We start from the raw sequence: 17,305 nt of genomic DNA, 5'->3' as shown, positions 1-17,305 counted from the left end.
TATAGGAAACTTGTTGGGTACCGGGTCGCGCCATCCCGGTGTCACCCTGTGTTCATCCCCAGCCGGCCGGGGCTCTTCCACTCCACACCCCCCTGAGGAGCCAGAGAGTGAACCCCAAACTCAGGTTGGGGGCTGCCGCAATGCTCGCGCTAGCCCTGACCACCAGCTCGCTGGTGGGCGCCACGAGCGCCACAGCCCAAGCGTCGCAGGTGGCCGATCCTCCCAGCCCCGACGAGCGCAGGAACGCGATCGCCACCGCACACAACGCGATCCTGGCCGACTCGGCGGCATTGCTGGCATCCGAGCAGGACACGTTCACGCTGACGTCGACCGTCGAAGGCGTCCGCGGCCTGCAGTACCTGACCTACGCCCGTAAGCACGCGGGCCTGCCCGTCTACGGCGGCGAAGTGGTCGTCGCCACGGACGCCTCCGGCGCGGTGGTCGACACGGTCGCCACCGGGCAGCGCACGAAGATCGGGATCGGCACGAGGGCGAAGGTCACCGCGGCCCAGGCCGCCGTGACGGCCAGGGCCAAGGTGGCCAGGGTCGAGACCGTCGCCACGCCCGTGCTGTCCGTGCACGCCACCACGACGACCCCGCGGCTGGCCTGGGAGGTGCTCGTCACCGGCGCCACCGCCGCCGGTCACGAGACCAAGCTCCACGTCTACGTGGACGCCCTGACCGGCAAGGTCATCGACGACTGGGACGAGGTGCGCGACGGCACCGGCAACAGCTACTACGTCGGCACCGTCACCATCGACACCAGCCCCTCGTACACGATGCGCGACCCCCGCAGGAGCGGCGTGGCGTGCGGCGGCCAGAACGGCTCGCCGTACACGAAGACCACCGACACCTGGGGCAACGGCTCGGGCACGAACCTGGAGACCGCCTGCGTCGACGCGCTCTACGCCGCGCAGCGGGAATGGGACATGCTGAGCGCCTGGCTCGGCCGCAACGGCATCAACGGCCAGGGCGGCGGCTACCCGGCCCGCGTCGGCCTGGCCGACGTCAACGCCTACTGGAACGGCCAGTACGGCTCCTTCGGCCACAACTCCGCCAACTCCCAGCAGCTCACGTCGATGGACGTGGTCGGCCACGAGTTCGGCCACGGCATCTTCCAGTTCACCAGCGGCGGCTCGGGCAGCGGCAACGAGACCGGCGGCATGAACGAGTCCACCGGCGACATCTTCGGCGCGCTCACCGAGGCGTACGCCAACAACCCGAACGACCCGCCGGACTACCTGGTCGGCGAGGAGGTCAACCTCTCCGGGGCCGGGCCGATCCGCAACATGTACAACCCGTCGGCCCTCAGCCACCCGAACTGCTACAGCGCCTCCATCCCCAACACCGAGGTGCACGCGGCGGCCGGCCCGCAGAACCACTGGTTCTACCTGGTGGCCGAGGGCACCAACCCCTCGGGCAAGCCCGCCAGCACCCGCTGCGACAACGGCGCCGCGATCACCGGCATCGGCATCCGCAAGGCCGGTGAGGTCTTCATGTCCGCGCTGAACATGAAGACCCAGCCGTGGACGCACGCCAAGGCCAGGGTCGCCACCCTCCAGGCCGCCAAGACCCTGTACCCGGGCAGCTGCACCGAGTTCAACGTGGTCAAGAACGCCTGGGACGGCGTCAGCGTACGGGCCCAGTCCGGCGAGCCGACCTGCACCCAGGGCAGCAACGACTTCTCGGTCAACCTGAACCCCGCCTCCGGCAGCGTGACTCCCGGCCAGAGCACCACGACCACGGTGAGCACCACCGTGACCGGCGGCTCGGCGCAGTCGATCACCCTACGGACCGGCACCCTGCCGGCCGGCGTGACCGCCTCGTTCAGCCCGGCCACCATCACCGCGGGGCAGAGCTCGACGCTGACTATCAACACCTCGGCGAGCAGCCCGCAGGGCAGCCACTCGATCGCCATCACGGCCGACGGCGCCGACGTGGACCGCCAGGCCACCTACAACCTGCAGATCGGGCAGAGCTCGCCGAACGACTACTCCTTCGGCGTGACGCCGTCGTCGGCCTCGGTGCAGGCCGGTCAGTCGGCCACCGCCACGGTCAGCACGCAGGTCACCGCCGGTCAGGCGCAGAGCATCGCCCTGGCGGCGAGCAACGTGCCCGCGGGCGTGACAGTCAGCTTCAACCCGTCCACGATCACCGCCGGGCAGTCGTCCACGGTGACGTTCGCGACCACGAGCGGCGTGACGCCCAGCACGTACACGATCAGCCTGAACGCCGACGGCGCGAGCGCCGACCACTCGGCCTCCTTCAGCCTGACGGTGGGCGGCGGCCAGGGCACCACGTGGCAGACGTACACGGCCTACACGGCCGGACAGACCGTCACCTACCAGGGCACCAGCTACCGCTGCCTCCAGGCGCACACCAGCCTGCCGGGCTGGGAGCCGCCCAACACCCCTGCCCTCTGGCAGCCGGTCTAAGTCGCACGACCTGGGCGGCCACGCCGGAGTGGCCGCCCAACCCCCTTGAGGAGCCACAGATCGTGAACGCCATGCTCAGGCTGGGCGCCGCGGCCACCGCCGCGTTGGCCCTGACCCTCACCACGCCGGCCGGACCGGCCGGCGCCGCCGCCGACCCCGCGCCCGACATCCCCGTCGCGAACGTGACGGCGCATCTGAGCCAGTTGCAGTCCATCGCCACGAGCAACGGCGGCAACCGCGCCTCGGGCAGGCCGGGCTTCACCGCCTCGATGAACTACATCAAGGGCAAGCTGGACGCGGCCGGCTTCACCACCCGCGTGCAGAACTTCAGCGGCGGCAGCAACCTGATCGCCGACTGGCCGGGCGGCCCGGCCAACCAGACCGTGATGCTCGGCGCCCACCTCGACAGCGTCGCGGCCGGCCCCGGGATCAACGACAACGGTTCCGGCTCGGCCGCGCTCCTGGAGAACGCCCTCACCCTGGCCGCCCGCAAGCCCACCCTCACCAAGCACGTGCGCTTCGGCTGGTGGGGCGCCGAAGAGGCGGGCATGGTCGGGTCCAGGTACTACGTGCAGAACGGCGGCGCGAGCGGCGTCGAGGTGTACCTGAACTTCGACATGATCGCCTCGACCAACGCCGGCTACTTCGTCTACGACGACGACGCGGCGATCCAGCGCACCTTCAACGACTACTTCGCCACCATCGGCCTGCAGACCGAGGGTGACAGGGAGGGCGACGGCCGCAGCGACCACGCCTCGTTCAAGAGCGCGGGCGTCCGGGTCGGCGGCCTGGCCACGGGGGCCGGGGCGGTCAAGAGCTCGGCCCAGGCCGCCAAGTGGGGCGGCTCGGCCGGGCAGGCGTTCGACCGCTGCTACCACAGCGCGTGCGACAGCTACCCGAGCGCCATCAACACCACGGCGCTCGACCGCAACTCCGACGCCATCGCGTACGCCATATGGAAGCTCGCCGTGGGCACCGGCACGCCCACGGAGAACGACTACTCGATCTCGGTGACCCCGTCGTCGGCATCGGTCCAGGCCGGTCAGTCGGCTACCGCGGCGGTCAGTACCCAGGTCACGTCCGGCCAGGCGCAGAGCGTCGCGCTCTCCGCCGGGAACGTGCCGAGCGGGGTCACCGTCTCCTTCAGCCCGTCCACGGTTCAGGCGGGCCAGTCGTCCACCGTCACGATCGCCACCGCCAGCGGCGTCGCGGCGGGGACGTACACCATAGGGATCAACGGCGACGGGACGACGGCGGACCACTCCGCGTCCTTCACCCTGACCGTCGGAGGGGACGGCCAGGGCACCACCTGGACGGCTTACAAGTCGTACACGGCCGGAGACGTCGTCACCTACCAGGGGGTCAGCTACCGCTGCCTCCAGGCGCACACCAGCCTGCCGGGCTGGGAGCCGCCGAACGTGCCCGCCCTCTGGGCGCGGGCCTGACCCTAGGACCTGATCTCCGGGTTCGATCCCGCGCGGGCCGGTCACCGCCGGCCCGCCCCGAGCTGCCGCGTGCGAGCTGACCTGCCATGACCGGCTCGCGCGCGGCCACCAACGCGGCCGCGACCCCGCCTCTCCGGGGCCGCGGCCGCTTTTCGCTGCGTGCGGGATGTCGCGGATGCCGCGGATGGCGGGGGGCGAAGCGCGACAACACCCCCATGACGGCACTAGGCTGACGGACATCACCGGCGAAACCGTGCGGGAGAGCACCCTGACAGCCGGTCAGGGTCCCTGAAGGAGCAAGCCCTCCCCGCGAACCTCTCAAGGCAAAGGACCGCGCGGCAGCCCTGTAAGGCGTTCTTACGGGGAGGTGACCTCTGGAAAGCAGGCCCTCGGGGCCTCGCCGAAGGTGAAAGTCCGGTAAAACTCGGGCGAAGCTCTCAGGCATCCATGACAGAGGGGGAGGATGCTGGCATCCAATCCTGTCCTGAGGTGCGACAAATGTCCCGACCTACGCCGCTACGAGACGTCCACGAGGCCCTAGGCGCCACGCTGACCGACTTCGCCGGCTGGCTCATGCCGCTCCGGTACGGCAGCGAGTCGGCGGAGCACAAAGCCGTCCGCGAGGCGGCCGGGCTGTTCGACCTCTCGCACATGGGCGAGATCTTCCTGACCGGTCCGCAGGCCGGAGAGGCCCTCGACTACGCGCTGGTCGGCCACCTGTCGGCGCTCGCGCCCGGCCGGGCCAGGTACACGATGATCGTGGACGAGCGCGGCGGGGTGCTCGACGACCTCATCGTCTACCGGCTGGCGGACGAGGAGTTCATGGTGGTGGCCAACGCCTCGAACTCCGACAAGGTCGCGGATGAGCTGAAAAATCGCACTAAGTCGTATGACGCGGCGGTCGATGACCGCTCCCAGCAGTACGCCCTCATCGCGATCCAGGGCCCGAAGGCCCAGGAGATCCTGGCCACGCTCACCGACGCCGACCTCGACGGTCTCAAGTACTACGCGGGCCTGCCCGGCGTGGTCGACGGCCGCCAGGCGCTCATCGCCCGTACCGGCTACACCGGCGAGGACGGCTTCGAGCTGTTCGTCGCCAACCAGGACGCCGTGCCGCTCTGGCGCGCCCTGGAGGCCGCGGGCGAGCCGCACGGGCTGCGCGCCGCCGGTCTGTCCAGCCGCGACACCCTCAGGCTGGAGGCCGGCATGCCGCTCTACGGCAACGAGCTGAGCTCCGACCTGACCCCGTTCGACGCGGGGCTGGGCAGAGTGGTGAAATTCGACAAGCCCGGTGACTTCGTCGGCAGGGCGGCACTGGAGGCGGTCAAGGACGACCAGCCCCGCCGCCGCCTCGTCGGCCTGGTCGCCCAGGGCCGCCGGGTGCCGCGTCACGGCTACCCGGTCACCCGCGACGGCGCCGTCGTCGGCGAGGTCACCAGCGGTGCGCCCTCCCAGACCCTGGGCAAGCCCATCGCGATGGCCTACGTGGACGCCGGGGCCGACACAGGTCTGGCCGTGGACATCCGGGGCAGCCATGAACCTATGGACCTGGTCGAGCTGCCCTTCTACAGGAGGAACAAGTGAGCAACATCCCTGACGACCTGAACTACACCAAGGAGCACGAGTGGGTGTCGGGCGTGGACGACGGCATCACCGTGACCGTCGGCATCACGGCCTTCGCCGCCGAGGCTCTTGGTGACGTCGTCTTCGTGCAGCTCCCCGAGGTCGGTTCGACCGTCGAGGCGGGTGACTCGGTCGGCGAGGTCGAGTCCACCAAGTCGGTGAGCGAGATCTACGCGCCCGTCGGCGGCGAGATCGTCGAGGTGAACTCGGCCGTGGCCGACGACCCGTCGCTGGCCAACAGCGACCCGTACGGCGACGGCTGGATGTTCCGCGTCCGCATGGAGGGCGACGCGGAGGACCTGCTGTCCGCCGAGGAGTACACGGCGCTCACCTCAGGCGAGTCCTGACACCAACGCCGGGGCCCGCCGCGGGCCCCGGCACTTCCTGAACTGAAGGGCGCCCATCAATGGCGATCAGCGTCTTCGACCTCTTCAAGATCGGCATCGGACCGTCCAGCTCCCACACGGGCGGCCCGATGGCCGCCGCGCACAAGTTCGCCCGCGGGCTGCACGACGACGGCCTGCTCCCCCGCGTGGCCCGCGTCGAGGTCATCCTGTACGGCTCGCTCGGCCTGACCGGCAAGGGCCACGGCAGCGACAAGGCGGTGCTGCTCGGCCTGTCCGGTGAGAAGCCGGAACTGGTCGACGTCGACTCCGTCGACGCCCGCCTGGCCGAGATGCGCGCCGCGGGCACGGTCAAGCTCTACGGCGAGCACGAGATCCCCTTCGTCGTGGGTCAGGACCTCGTCTTCGAGCGCAAGATCTCCCTGCCCGAGCACCCCAACGGCATGCGCTTCACCGCCCGCGACGAGCAGGGCGAGACCGTGCGCGAGAAGGTCTACTTCTCCGTCGGCGGCGGCTTCGTCGTGGACGAGAAGGCCACCGGCGCCGACCGCATCAAGCCCGACGACACCGTCCTGCCCTACCCGTTCGCCTCGGGCGAGGAGCTGCTCAAGCACTGCTCGAACACCGGCCTGTCGATCTCCGCCCTGATGCTGGAGAACGAGAAGGCGTTCGGGCGCACCGAGGAGGAGATCCGCGCGGGCATCCTCAACCTGTGGCGGGTGATGTCGGAGTGCGTGCGGCGCGGCATCGGCAAGGAGGGCGTGCTGCCCGGCGGCCTGAAGGTCAAGCGCCGGGCCAACCAGCTCCACCGGCGGCTGCAGGCCGAGTCGGCCGAGAAGGACCCGCTGCAGGCGATGGACTGGGTGGCGCTGTTCGCCCTGGCCGTCAACGAGGAGAACGCCGCCGGCGGCCGCATCGTCACCGCCCCCACCAACGGCGCCGCGGGCATCATCCCGGCCGTGCTGACGTACTACACCAAGTTCGTCCCGAGCGCCGACGACGACGGCGTGGTGCGCTTCCTGCTCACGGCGGCCGCGATCGGCGTGCTGTTCAAGGAGAACGCCTCGATCTCCGGCGCCGAGGTCGGCTGCCAGGGCGAGGTGGGCTCGGCCTGCTCGATGGCCTCGGCCGGGCTGACCGAGGTCATGGGCGGCACCCCCGAGCAGGTGGAGAACGCCGCCGAGATCGGCATCGAGCACAACCTCGGGCTGACCTGCGACCCGATCGGCGGCCTGGTGCAGATCCCGTGCATCGAGCGCAACGCGGTGGCCTCCAACAAGGCCATCACGGCCGCCAGGATCGCCCTGCGCGGCGACGGCCGCCACTACGTGGCGCTGGACAAGGCCATCAAGACCATGCGCGACACCGGCCGCGACATGCTCGACAAGTACAAGGAGACCTCCCGCGGCGGCCTGGCCGTCAACGTCATCGAGTGCTGATCCGCCTCCGAGTGGTACCGTGAAGTTGTACCACTCGGAGGAGGCGACCATGTCCATCACCGCCAGCGAGGCTCGCCGTCGTCTGTTCCCCCTCATCGAAGAGGTCAACAACGACCGCACCGCCGTGGAGATCGTGTCCAAGAGCGGCAGCGCCTACCTGGTGGCCGCAGAGGAGTACGAAGCCCTGCAGGAGACGGCCTACCTGCTACGTTCCCCGGCCAACGCCCGCCGGCTGATCGAGTCCTATCAGGAAGCGGTCCAAGGGCGTCATGAGCGGCACGAGCTGCTGGGCGACGAGGCTGCTCGGTGAAGGTGGCGTTCACCAGCCAGGGCTGGGAGGACCACGTCCACTGGCAGACGGCTGACCGGCAGGTGCTCAAGCGCATCAACCGGCTCGTCGAGGATGTCCTGCGCGATCCTTACGAGGGCATCGGCAAGCCCCAGTCCCTCAAGTACGCGTTGGCGGGCGCCTGGTCCCGGCGCATCACCGACGAGCATCGCCTGGTGTACCTGGTCGCACACGACGAGATCGTCGTCCTGCAGGCTCGTTACCACTACGAGTAGAGACGCGGCGGTCCGCCCGGACCCTCCGCGCAGGAGGGGCCGGGCGGGCCGGGGTTCAGGCGGATGAGCGGCAGATGACCGTGGTGGTGTGGCTGTCCACGCAGATCAGGCCGACCGCGGGGCTGAGCGCCTGGGCCAGCAGGCCGGGCAGGTGGTCCCCCACGCAGTGCATCTGGCCGTCTTCCCCGATCTTGCAGGGGATCAGCGGAAAGCCGTCGCCCGTCGCCGCGTGGGCGGCGGGCGCGGCGAGCGCGAGGGCGAGGGTTGCGGCGGCGAACGCGCCGATGATGCGGTGAATGACGACCTCCCGATGGGATTCGACGACGAAGGCGCCGAGTCGCGCCTTCTTCCTTCAGCTACGAGCAGCCGGTTGACTGGTCAGCGGCGCTCGGCCGGTTGGCGGCGGACGTGCACGCGGACGACCGCAGGCGTCTCGTCGTCGCGCACCTCACGGCGGATGCGGCCGACGATGTCCTGGTCGAGCTTGGTCACCACCGCGCCGACGTCCGCGTCGGAGGGGCAGGTCAGGGCGACGCGCAGGCCGTTGTCGGCGACCCGTACGGCCGCCCGGCCCAGGCCGTCCACGCCCTTGAGGCCCACGCACAGCATGGCCGTGCCGGTGCCGCTGGCCGCGCCCCGGCGGCCCCAGCCCAGGCTCAGCAGCAGCCAGCGCACGGCGAGCATGGCCAGGATCAGCATGGCGAAGGCCAGCAGCCACAACGTCCAGGGGTCGGCGGCCAGCGTGCGGGCGAACTCGGCGGGCAGCACCTTGGCGTTGCGCGGCAGGTCGAACAGCAGGCCCCGGCCGCGCAGCCAGCCGTAGCCGCCCACGGCGAGCAGGGCGAGGCCGACCAGGGCCAGGCCGACGCGGTTGCCCGTGTACTGCCGCATCACACGCCCTTCCTGCGCAGCCGGACGACGACCTCGCCGGTGCCGAGCGTGCCGACGCCGGCCAGCCGGTCGCCGACCGCCGTGCCGACCTGCCGGAGCATCGCGCCCGAGCTCTCCGGCCCGGTCACGACGGTGACCTCGATGGTGCGCCTGCGCAGCCGTACCCGGGCCCGCTCCACGCCGCTGACCTTCTGGGCGGCCGCGCGCAGGGTGCGCCGCAGCCCGGCGCGGGTGATGCCGATGACGATCAGCGGGTCGGACGTCTCGACCGGGACCGTCCTGGACCGTCCCGGCACGATCGCGAGCAGCAGCATCAGCAGCCCGGCCCCGGCGGTGAGCAGCGCGGCCGAGGAGACCTGCGGCCAGGTCCGCGCGCCGGCCAGCTCGACCGCCTCGTTCACCGGGACCCAGCCCAGCGGCTTGCCGAGCAGCGACGTCACCACCTCGGCGGTCGTCGCGCCGAGCACGGCGGCCAGGACGAGCGCGACGAGCGCGCCGGGCAGCGTGCGCGCCGGTCTGAGCGCCCGTCTCGCCCTGCGCAGCCCGGTGTGGTGCTGGGCGGTGATGGCTGCGGGCACCATCTGCTGAAGCGTGGTCATCACAACGACAGACGTACATGGGTGCGCGGGGGCCGCGACCGCGCCCTCGCCGCCCATTTGCCCGATCATTACGGCCGCACCAAGGAAAGTGAACCTCTCCCGCGCTCCAGAAAGGAATATGAACCCCACTCATATTCATTCGCCCGATATGCCGTTACCCTGCTGACATGGATGACCGCCGGCGCTACGACCGCGCCACCGCCGCGCTCGAACCGCCCTTCGCGATCGTCGACCTGGCGGCCATGCGGGCCAACGCGGCCGACCTGGTGCGCCGCGCCGCCGGCAAGCCGATCCGGGTGGCGAGCAAGTCCGTGCGCAGCCGCGCGGTCCTCGAACGCATCCTGGCCATGGACGGCTTCCGCGGCATCATGGCCTTCACCCTCCCCGAGGCCCTGTGGCTGGCCGGGCAGGGTTTCACCGACATCCTGGTCGCCTACCCCACGGCCGACCGGCACGCGCTCGCCGCCCTGGCCGCCGACCCACGGGCCGCCGCCGAGATCGCGATCACCGTCGACTCCCGCGAGCAGCTCGACTTCGTCGAGCAGGCCGTGTCGGACGTGCATCCGAGGGCCGAGCTGCGGCTCTCCCTCGACCTGGACGCCGGCTACGTCGCCCTCGGCGGCAAGTTCAGGGCCGGCGCGCTCCGCTCCCCCGTGCGCGAGCCCCACCAGGCCGCCGACCTGGCCACGGCCATCGCCAAGCGCCCGGGGCTGCGCCTGGTGGGGCTCATGGCCTACGAGGCGCAGATCGCCGGGGTGGGCGACGCCCCGCCGGGCAACGCCGCCTTCGCCCGCGTCGTCCGGGTCATGCAGGCCCGCTCGGCCCGCGAGCTGATCCTCCGCCGCGGCCGCGTCGTGAACGCCGTGCGTCAGGTCGCCGACCTGGAGTTCGTCAACGGCGGCGGCACGGGCTCGATCGAGACGACGGTCAGGGAGAAGGCGATCACGGAGGTCGCCGCCGGATCGGGCTTCTTCCACCCGCGGCTGTTCGACTTCTACCGGCGTTTCACCGGCCGTCCGGCGGCCCTGTTCGCGCTGCCGGTCGTCCGGCGGCCCGGACCGGACACGGTGACGGTGCTGGGCGGCGGCTACCTCGCCTCCGGCCCTCCCGGGCCGAGCCGGCTGCCGCAGCCGTACCTGCCCGCCGGCCTGCGGTACGCGCAGGACGAGGGCGCGGGCGAGGTGCAGACCCCGCTGCTGGGCCAGGCGGCCCAGGAGCTGCGGGTCGGGGACCGGGTGTGGTTCCGGCACGCCAAGGCGGGCGAGATGTGCGAGCGCTTCGACACCCTCCACCTCGTGGACGGCGACACCCTGGCCGAGTCGGTGCCGACGTACCGGGGCGAGGGCCGGACGTTCCTGTGACCCCGGCCCCGGCACGCGCGCTCAGCGCCGGCGGCGCCTGCGCCGGAACAGCACGATCGCGGCGCCGACGACCAGCACCGCGCCGACGCCGATGAGCACCGGCGCCAGGTTGGGCTGCTCGTCCTCCCACACCCCTTCGGGCTTGTCGCCGTAGTCGACCGGGCGGGCGGTCACCCCGAGGGCGTCCCCCACGGACGCCACGAAGTGGCCCGCCCGGCTCTTGACATCGGCGACCGTACGCTCGGCGACCCGCTTGGGGCTCACCCGGTCGGCGATGGCGTCGACCGTCTGCGCCAACTCCGCGCGCGTGCGCGCGATCCGCCGCTCCAACTCGTCGGGATCGGTGTCAGCCATGGCTCTCCTTTCGACCGTACGCGTGGTCGCGCCCGCTACGTTGTCCGTCGCGAGCTCCGTCCGTTCTGGTCGTGATCAGTCTGTCAGGTCGGCGTGCCGTACGGCACAGCGGCCGGGCCGGTAGGTTTGCCGGAGGAACTCAGGAGGGCCCATGACAGAGACCAAGCTCGCGCCCGGCGACGCCGCGCCCGAGTTCACGCTACCCACCGCCGACGGCGGCACCGTCTCCCTCGACAGCCTGCGCGGCAAGAGGGTGATCCTCTATTTCTACCCCGCCGCCATGACGCCCGGCTGCACCAAACAGGCCTGCGACTTCCGCGACAACCTCAGCCAGTTGACCGGCGAGGGTTTCGTCGTCCTCGGCGTGTCGAAGGACAAGCCGGAGAAGCTGGCCAAGTTCGTCGCCCGCGACGCCCTGACCTTCCCCTTGTTGTCGGACCCGGAGCTCGCCGTCCACCAGGCGTACGGCGCGTACGGCCCGAAGAAGCTCTACGGCAAGGAGATGATCGGCGTGATCCGCTCGACGTTCGTCATCGACGCCGACGGCAAGATCGAGCAGGCGCTCTACAACGTGAAGGCCACCGGCCACGTGGCCTCGCTCAAGAAGAAGCTCGGCCTGGCCTGACCCCGGCTCGCGGGCCCCGCCGACAGGGGGCCCGCGGTCGTCGCGGAAGGCTGCCCGGCCACGGCCGGAGCGCTAAGCTGTTCCCACCCCGCCTCGGCGGGATCGCGGGCGTGGCGAAATGGCATACGCGGCAGGTTTAGGTCCTGTTGGTGGAGACACTGTGGGGGTTCGAGTCCCCCCGCCCGCACACGCAGTGGCCGCGCGGGCCGCGCCGTCCGGGAGGCCGGGTCGCGCGGTGCTTCCTCTTCACCGCGCGACCCGCGTCTCGATCATGATCCGCCATCACGATCTCCCTTTACTCGCCCGCGAGGGGCGCTCCCAGGTACCACCATGCCTGGTCCCCCGTAAGACCCATGTAAGACCTGGGTCGTAGGCGGACTTCCCCCTCCAGGCGGACAAACCCGCGGCGTGGCTTACATATCGTGATGATGTGTTCGGCAGGGTACGGGCGTGGTCGAGGCGCCACGGCGGGCTGGTGAGCGTCCTGCGGGTCGCCCCCCTCGCCGTCTTCAGCTTGCTTCTGGCGATCCCCTACGCCTCGCTCACCCCGGCGGGGGGCAGCCGGTACCTGGGCGTGGCGGGCTACGTCGCGCTCTCGGTGCTGCTGATCGCGCCGCTGTTGTGGCGGCGCAGGCCGCTGGCGGCCTACGCGGTGATCTCGCTGGCCTCCTTCGGGCAGTGGCTGGCCCACGTCGACCCGCTGCCCGCCAACCTCGCGGTCATGGTGGCGCTGTGGACGGTCGCCTCCGAGTGCGCGTTCCGGTGGGCGCTGGCCGCCGGGCTGGTGGCCGAGCTGGGGATCTTCCTGGCGCTGGTGAACTGGTCCGTCGCCACCTTCGGCATGTTCTTCAGCGGCTCGATCTTCGTCGTCACCATCTGGCTGGCCGGCCTGTACGCCAACACCCGCCGGCGCTACCTCGAAGGGCTGGAGGAACGCGCCGAGCGGGCCGAGCGCGAACGCGACCAGCAGGCCAGGATGGCCGCGGCGGCCGAGCGCACGAGGATCGCCAGGGAGCTGCACGACGTGGTGGCGCACAATGTCAGCGTGATGGTGGTGCAGGCCGACGGCGCGGGCTTCGCCCTCGACAGCGACCCCGAGCAGGCCCGGCTGGCCGTACGGAACATCTCCAAGACCGGGCGGGCGGCCCTGGCCGAGATGCGCAGGATGGTCGGCGTGCTGCGCGAGAACGAGGACGACGGCACCGACTACACCCCGCAGCCCGGCCTGGGCCAGCTCGAAGAGCTGGTACGCGGCGCCGGCGTGCCCGCCAGCCTGCGGATCGGCGGCGTGCCCGGCGAGCTTCCCGAAGGGCAGCAGCTCGCCGTCTACCGCATCGTCCAGGAGGCGCTGACGAACGCGCTCAAGCATGGCGGCCCGCACGTCCAGGCGCGGGTCGAGATCGACTACGGCGGGCCGGAGCTCGTCGTCCGGGTGACCGACGACGGCCGGGGGGCCGCCGCGCCGCGCAGCCCGGACGGGCACGGCCTGATCGGCATGCGCGAACGCGTCGGCATGTACGGCGGCGCGGTCTCGGCCGGTCCCCTGACCGGTGGCGGCTTCGAGGTGCTGGCCCGCCTCCCGACGGCCAGGGCGGCGTGATGATCAGGGTGATGCTGGTCGACGACCAGGAGCTGCTGCGGGCCGGGTTCCGGATGGTGCTCGGCGCCCAGCCCGACATCGACGTGGTGGCCGAGGCCGCCGACGGCGTCACGGCCCTGGAGCTGCTGGACCGCGTCGAGGTGGACGTCGTGCTCATGGACGTCCGCATGCCGCGCATGGACGGCGTCGAGGCGACCAGGCGCATCGACGGGCCGAAGGTGCTGATCCTGACCACGTTCGACCTCGACGAGTACGCCCTGGCCGCGATCAAGGCGGGCGCGGCCGGGTTCCTGCTGAAGGACGTGCCGCCGGCCGACCTGGTCAACGCCATCAGGCAGGTGCACGCGGGCGACGCCGTGGTCTCGCCGCGCACGCTGCGCCGGATGCTGGACCGCTTCGCCGCCCAGTTGCCGGTGGAGGAGCTGCCGGCGGCGACCGAGCTGACCCCGCGCGAGCGGGAGGTGCTGCTCATGGTGGCCCGCGGCCTGTCGAACATGGAGATCGCGGGCCGCCTGGAGGTCGCCGAGGCCACCGTGAAGACGCATCTCGGCCGGGTGCTGGCCAAGCTGGGGCTGCGGGACCGGGCCCAGGTGGTCGTGTACGCCTATGAGGCAGGGCTCGTCGTGCCCTCGCATCGGCCGAAAGGCTGACGGGGGTCGTCTGAGGTTCTACACGAAGTCCCTCCTCAGGGCCCACAATTCCTGAAATTTCCACTCCTAACGTTGGTCGCGACCAGAAATTGCGACAAGGAGTGAAAGTGACCCTCACCGAGTCCTGGCGCGCGGCACCGCCCGCGGTGGTGGCCAAGGCCCTGACCAAGGTGTACGGCCAGGGCGACGCCCAGGTCCACGCCCTCCGCGGCGTGGACGTGGCCTTCGCCACCGGCGCCTTCACGGCGATCATGGGCCCGTCCGGCTCCGGGAAGTCGACGCTCATGCACTGCCTGGCCGGCCTGGACACCGCCACCTCGGGCACGGTGCACATCGGCGACGTCGAGCTGACCGGCCTGGCCGACCGGCAGCTCACGCTGCTGCGCCGGGAGCGGATCGGCTTCATCTTCCAGGCGTTCAACCTGCTGCCCACGCTGACCGCCGAGCAGAACATCAGGCTGCCCCTGGACATCGCCGCCCGGCAGGCGGACGAGGAGCTGTTCGCCCGGGTCATCGACACCGTCGGGCTGCGGAACCGGCTCGGGCACCGGCCGGCCGAGCTGTCCGGCGGCCAGCAGCAGCGCGTGGCCGTGGCCAGGGCGCTGATCAGCAAGCCGCAGGTGATCTTCGCCGACGAGCCCACGGGCAACCTGGACTCGCGCAGCGGCTCGGAGATCCTGTCCTTCCTGCGCACCTCGGTCCGCGAGCTCGGCCAGACCATCGTCATGGTCACCCACGACCCGGTCGCGGCGGCCTACGCCGACCGGGTGGTGTTCCTGCGCGACGGCGAGCTGGTCACCGAGATCACCTCGCCGTCGCCGCAGGCCGTCCTGGACACGCTCGTGAAGCTGGAGGGCTGAGGTGCTGAAGACGGCGCTGGCCGGGCTGCGCGCGCACAAGCTCAGGCTGCTGCTCACCTCGCTGGCGATCACGCTCGGGGTGGGCTTCATCGCGGGCACGTTCGTGCTGAACGACACCATCCAGGCGGGCTTCTCCCAGCGCGTCACCGCCGACGCCGACAAGGTGGACGTGGCCGTCCTGCCCAAGGAGCGCGACGACGTGCTGCCGGAGAAGGCCCTGGAACGGGTGCGCGTCCTGGCCGGCGTGACCGAGGCGCAGGGCCTGATCCGCGACCCCGCGCCGCTGCTCGGCAAGGACGGCAGGGCGGTCGGCAGCAGCCCGACCACGGCCCTGTCCATCGTCCCCGGCCCGCTGGACCGCACCGCGATCGTCGCGGGCACCGGCCCGGGCACCGACGACCAGGCGGCCGTGCTGGACAAGAACACCGCGAAGTCGCAGGGCCTGCGGCTCGGCGACACGATCACCGTGCTCGACCGCAAGCAGGCCCGCCACCAGTTCCGGCTGGTCGGCCTGCTCGACCCCGGGGTGGACCAGGAGCTGTCCTTCACCGGCGCGGTCGGCTTCACCGCGGCCACCGCGCAGCGCATGACCGGCGCCAAGGGCTACCGCGAGATCGACGTCGCCGGCTCGGCCCCCGGGCTGAAGCAGGCCGTGGCCGCGGCGCTCGGCGACGCGTACGAGGTCAAGTCCGGCGCGGAGCTGGCCGACGACCTGGCGGCCGCGGCCGGGTTGTCGATGCGCACGCTGACCATCGGCCTGCTGCTGTTCGGGGCGGTGGCGATGATGGTGGCGGCGCTGGTCATCTACAACACCTTCACCATCCTGGTCGCGCAGCGCACCCGGGAGATGGCGCTGCTGCGCTGCATCGGCGCGACCCGCGGGCAGGTGTTCGGCTCGATCGTGCTGGAGTCGGTCGCGGTCGGGCTGCTCGCCTCCGCGCTCGGCCTGCTGGCCGGTTACGGGCTGGCCATGCTCGCCCTGACGCTGCTGGCCGCGTTCGACGCCCCCATGCCCACGGACGCGGCGGTCGCGCTGACGCCGGCCACCGTCGGGATCGGCCTGGCCGTCGGCCTGGTGGTCACCCTGTTCGCGGCCCTGCTGCCCGCGCGGGCGGCCACCCGCGTGCCGCCGGTCGCGGCGCTGCGCGCCCAGCCGGAGGAGCAGGACTTCCGCACCGGCCTGCTGCGCTCGGTGTTCGCGGGGCTGTTCCTGCTGGCCGGGGCGGGCCTGACCGCGTACGGCGTGGCGGGGCTGCCGGCGGGCGAGACGAGCACGCTGTTCGTCGTGATGGCCGGCGGCGCGCTGGTCTTCCTGGCCGTGCTGATCCTCGGGCCGGTGCTGGTCGGGCCGCTGAGCGCGGTGGTGGGCTGGGTCCCGGCCAAGCTGTTCGGCGTGCCCGGACGCCTGGCCCTGGACAACTCGGCCCGCAACCCCCGGCGCGCCGCGACCACCACGGTCGCGCTCACCATCGGCGTCACGCTGATGACGCTGATCTCGGTGCTCAGCGCCTCCACCCGGCTGACCGTGTGGAACAAGCTCGACGAGCAGTTCCCGGTCGACTACATGCTGGCCGGCCAGGTGCAGGACAGCGGGGTGCCCAGGTCGGTGGCCGAGAAGCTGCGCGGCCGTCCCGAGCTGGCCTCGGTGCTGCAGATCCGCGAGACCCCGGGCAAGGTGGGCGACCGGCGCTTCGACATCGGCACCTACCACGGGACCGTCACCCCCGAGGTGCTGTCCGGCTCGATGGCGGGCCTGTCGGCCGGGCAGGTCGCGCTGCTCGACTACGCGGCCTCCGCCCTGGGCGTCAAGGTCGGCGACACGGTCACGGTGAAGACCGAGCTGGCCGGGTCCGTGCCGCTGAAGGTGGTCGCCGTCCTCGTCGGGACGAACTCCACCCTGCCGCCGCTCACCGTCGCCGAGCGGCCGTTCGACACCTACTACGACCGGGTGCCCGACTCCCGCGTGATGATCAACATCCGCGACGGCGTCGCCACCGACCAGGCCCGCCAGGTGGTCAAGGCCGCGATCGCGGCCCATCCCACCGTCCAGATGGCCAGCTCGACCGAGGTACGCGGGCAGTTCGACGAGACCCTGGACATGCTGCTCATGATCGTGACCGGGCTGCTCGGGCTGGCGATCCTGATCTCGCTGCTCGGCATCGCCAACACCCTGTCGTTGTCGGTGCACGAGCGCACCAGGGAGTCGGCGCTGCTGCGGGCGCTCGGGCTGACCCGGCCGCAGCTGCGGCGGATGCTCTCGGTCGAGGCGCTGCTGCTCGGCCTGATCGGGGCGCTGGTCGGCGTGGTGCTCGGCGGCGTGTTCGGCTGGGCCGCGGTACGGGCGATGTTGCCCGGTGCGGTGTTCTCCGCGCCGCTCGGGCAGATCGCGCTGTTCGTGGTGCTCTCGGGGCTGGCGGGCGTGCTGGCCGCCGTGGTGCCGGCCCGGCGGGCGGCCAGGGCCTCGATCGTCGGCTCGCTGGCTACGGGCTAATCCCTGATAAAAGCGAATAAAAGC

At 71.5% G+C, this 17,305-nt stretch carries 16 protein-coding genes, 1 tRNA gene and 2 riboswitches; of the genes, 14 read left to right on the top strand and 3 right to left on the bottom strand.

The window, feature by feature from the left end; translation table 11 throughout:
- Positions 1-140 precede the first annotated feature (140 nt).
- From AB0C33_RS04665 to AB0C33_RS04635, 7 genes are all read left to right on the top strand, one after another.
- A complete protein-coding gene (locus tag AB0C33_RS04665) occupies positions 141-2,435 on the top strand; it encodes a M4 family metallopeptidase (RefSeq protein WP_358283575.1) in 2,295 nt (764 codons plus the stop codon).
- A gap of 71 nt (positions 2,436-2,506) precedes the next feature.
- Positions 2,507-3,880, top strand: a complete 1,374-nt coding sequence (locus tag AB0C33_RS04660; protein ID WP_358283920.1) for a M28 family peptidase — start codon at positions 2,507-2,509, stop codon at positions 3,878-3,880.
- A 246-nt stretch (positions 3,881-4,126) separates the two neighbouring features.
- Positions 4,127-4,224, top strand: a riboswitch (glycine riboswitch).
- Between the two features lie 20 nt (positions 4,225-4,244).
- Positions 4,245-4,344: riboswitch (glycine riboswitch) on the top strand.
- A 34-nt stretch (positions 4,345-4,378) separates the two neighbouring features.
- On the top strand, positions 4,379-5,464 hold the full coding sequence (gene gcvT / locus AB0C33_RS04655; RefSeq protein WP_358283572.1) for a glycine cleavage system aminomethyltransferase GcvT: 1,086 nt from the start codon (positions 4,379-4,381) through the stop codon (positions 5,462-5,464).
- Complete coding sequence (gcvH, locus tag AB0C33_RS04650; RefSeq protein WP_352324995.1) at positions 5,461-5,850, top strand: glycine cleavage system protein GcvH; 390 nt, start codon at positions 5,461-5,463, stop codon at positions 5,848-5,850. The genes gcvT and gcvH overlap by 4 nt, the downstream gene beginning before the upstream one ends.
- A gap of 59 nt (positions 5,851-5,909) precedes the next feature.
- Entirely contained in the window at positions 5,910-7,286 is a 1,377-nt protein-coding gene (locus AB0C33_RS04645) for an L-serine ammonia-lyase (protein ID WP_358283570.1), read from the top strand.
- Between the two features lie 49 nt (positions 7,287-7,335).
- A complete protein-coding gene (locus AB0C33_RS04640) occupies positions 7,336-7,596 on the top strand; it encodes a type II toxin-antitoxin system prevent-host-death family antitoxin (protein WP_352329707.1) in 261 nt (86 codons plus the stop codon).
- Positions 7,593-7,850, top strand: a complete 258-nt coding sequence (locus AB0C33_RS04635; protein ID WP_358283567.1) for a Txe/YoeB family addiction module toxin — start codon at positions 7,593-7,595, stop codon at positions 7,848-7,850. Before AB0C33_RS04640 ends, AB0C33_RS04635 begins: the two co-directional genes overlap by 4 nt.
- Positions 7,851-8,228: 378 nt before the next feature.
- Here AB0C33_RS04635 and AB0C33_RS04630 read toward each other — a convergent pair whose 3' ends face one another.
- Positions 8,229-8,741, bottom strand: coding sequence for a hypothetical protein (locus tag AB0C33_RS04630; RefSeq protein WP_358283565.1), 513 nt, complete (start codon positions 8,739-8,741; stop codon positions 8,229-8,231).
- Positions 8,741-9,322, bottom strand: coding sequence for a DUF6286 domain-containing protein (locus AB0C33_RS04625; protein WP_358283563.1), 582 nt, complete (start codon positions 9,320-9,322; stop codon positions 8,741-8,743). The genes AB0C33_RS04630 and AB0C33_RS04625 overlap by 1 nt, the downstream gene beginning before the upstream one ends.
- Positions 9,323-9,507: 185 nt before the next feature.
- Here AB0C33_RS04625 and AB0C33_RS04620 point away from each other — a divergent pair, with 185 nt between their 5' ends.
- Positions 9,508-10,701 (top strand): amino acid deaminase/aldolase, encoded by a 1,194-nt coding sequence (locus AB0C33_RS04620; protein WP_358283561.1) that lies wholly within the window; start codon positions 9,508-9,510, stop codon positions 10,699-10,701.
- 21 nt (positions 10,702-10,722) lie between these two features.
- On the opposite strand, the gene AB0C33_RS04615 is transcribed toward AB0C33_RS04620, so the two are convergent.
- Complete coding sequence (locus AB0C33_RS04615) at positions 10,723-11,055, bottom strand: DUF3618 domain-containing protein (RefSeq protein WP_189648887.1); 333 nt, start codon at positions 11,053-11,055, stop codon at positions 10,723-10,725.
- A 151-nt stretch (positions 11,056-11,206) separates the two neighbouring features.
- Between AB0C33_RS04615 and bcp the strand changes: the two genes are divergently transcribed.
- The 6 genes from bcp to AB0C33_RS04585 all read left to right on the top strand — a co-directional run bounded on the left by bcp (position 11,207) and on the right by AB0C33_RS04585 (position 17,281).
- Positions 11,207-11,680 (top strand): thioredoxin-dependent thiol peroxidase, encoded by a 474-nt coding sequence (gene bcp, locus AB0C33_RS04610; RefSeq protein ID WP_352350148.1) that lies wholly within the window; start codon positions 11,207-11,209, stop codon positions 11,678-11,680.
- Positions 11,681-11,784: 104 nt separating this feature from the next.
- Positions 11,785-11,867: transfer RNA gene (locus AB0C33_RS04605), tRNA-Leu, on the top strand.
- A gap of 243 nt (positions 11,868-12,110) precedes the next feature.
- Entirely contained in the window at positions 12,111-13,280 is a 1,170-nt protein-coding gene (locus tag AB0C33_RS04600; protein WP_358283558.1) for a histidine kinase, read from the top strand.
- Positions 13,280-13,930, top strand: a complete 651-nt coding sequence (locus AB0C33_RS04595; RefSeq protein WP_358283557.1) for a response regulator transcription factor — start codon at positions 13,280-13,282, stop codon at positions 13,928-13,930. Before AB0C33_RS04600 ends, AB0C33_RS04595 begins: the two co-directional genes overlap by 1 nt.
- A gap of 107 nt (positions 13,931-14,037) precedes the next feature.
- The gene (locus tag AB0C33_RS04590; protein ID WP_352326179.1) at positions 14,038-14,790 is read left to right on the top strand and encodes an ABC transporter ATP-binding protein; all 753 of its coding nucleotides are present in this window, start codon (positions 14,038-14,040) and stop codon (positions 14,788-14,790) included.
- Position 14,791: 1 nt separating this feature from the next.
- Positions 14,792-17,281: an FtsX-like permease family protein gene (locus tag AB0C33_RS04585; protein ID WP_358283554.1), complete on the top strand. Its 2,490-nt coding sequence runs from the start codon at positions 14,792-14,794 to the stop codon at positions 17,279-17,281.
- Positions 17,282-17,305: the final 24 nt, after the last annotated feature.

Origin of the sequence: Nonomuraea sp. NPDC048881, from assembly GCF_040649795.1 — a bacterium.
Lineage (GTDB): Bacteria > Actinomycetota > Actinomycetes > Streptosporangiales > Streptosporangiaceae > Nonomuraea.
Note: the sequence above shows the minus strand (reverse complement) of the source record. Positions and strands in the feature narration are given on the sequence as shown.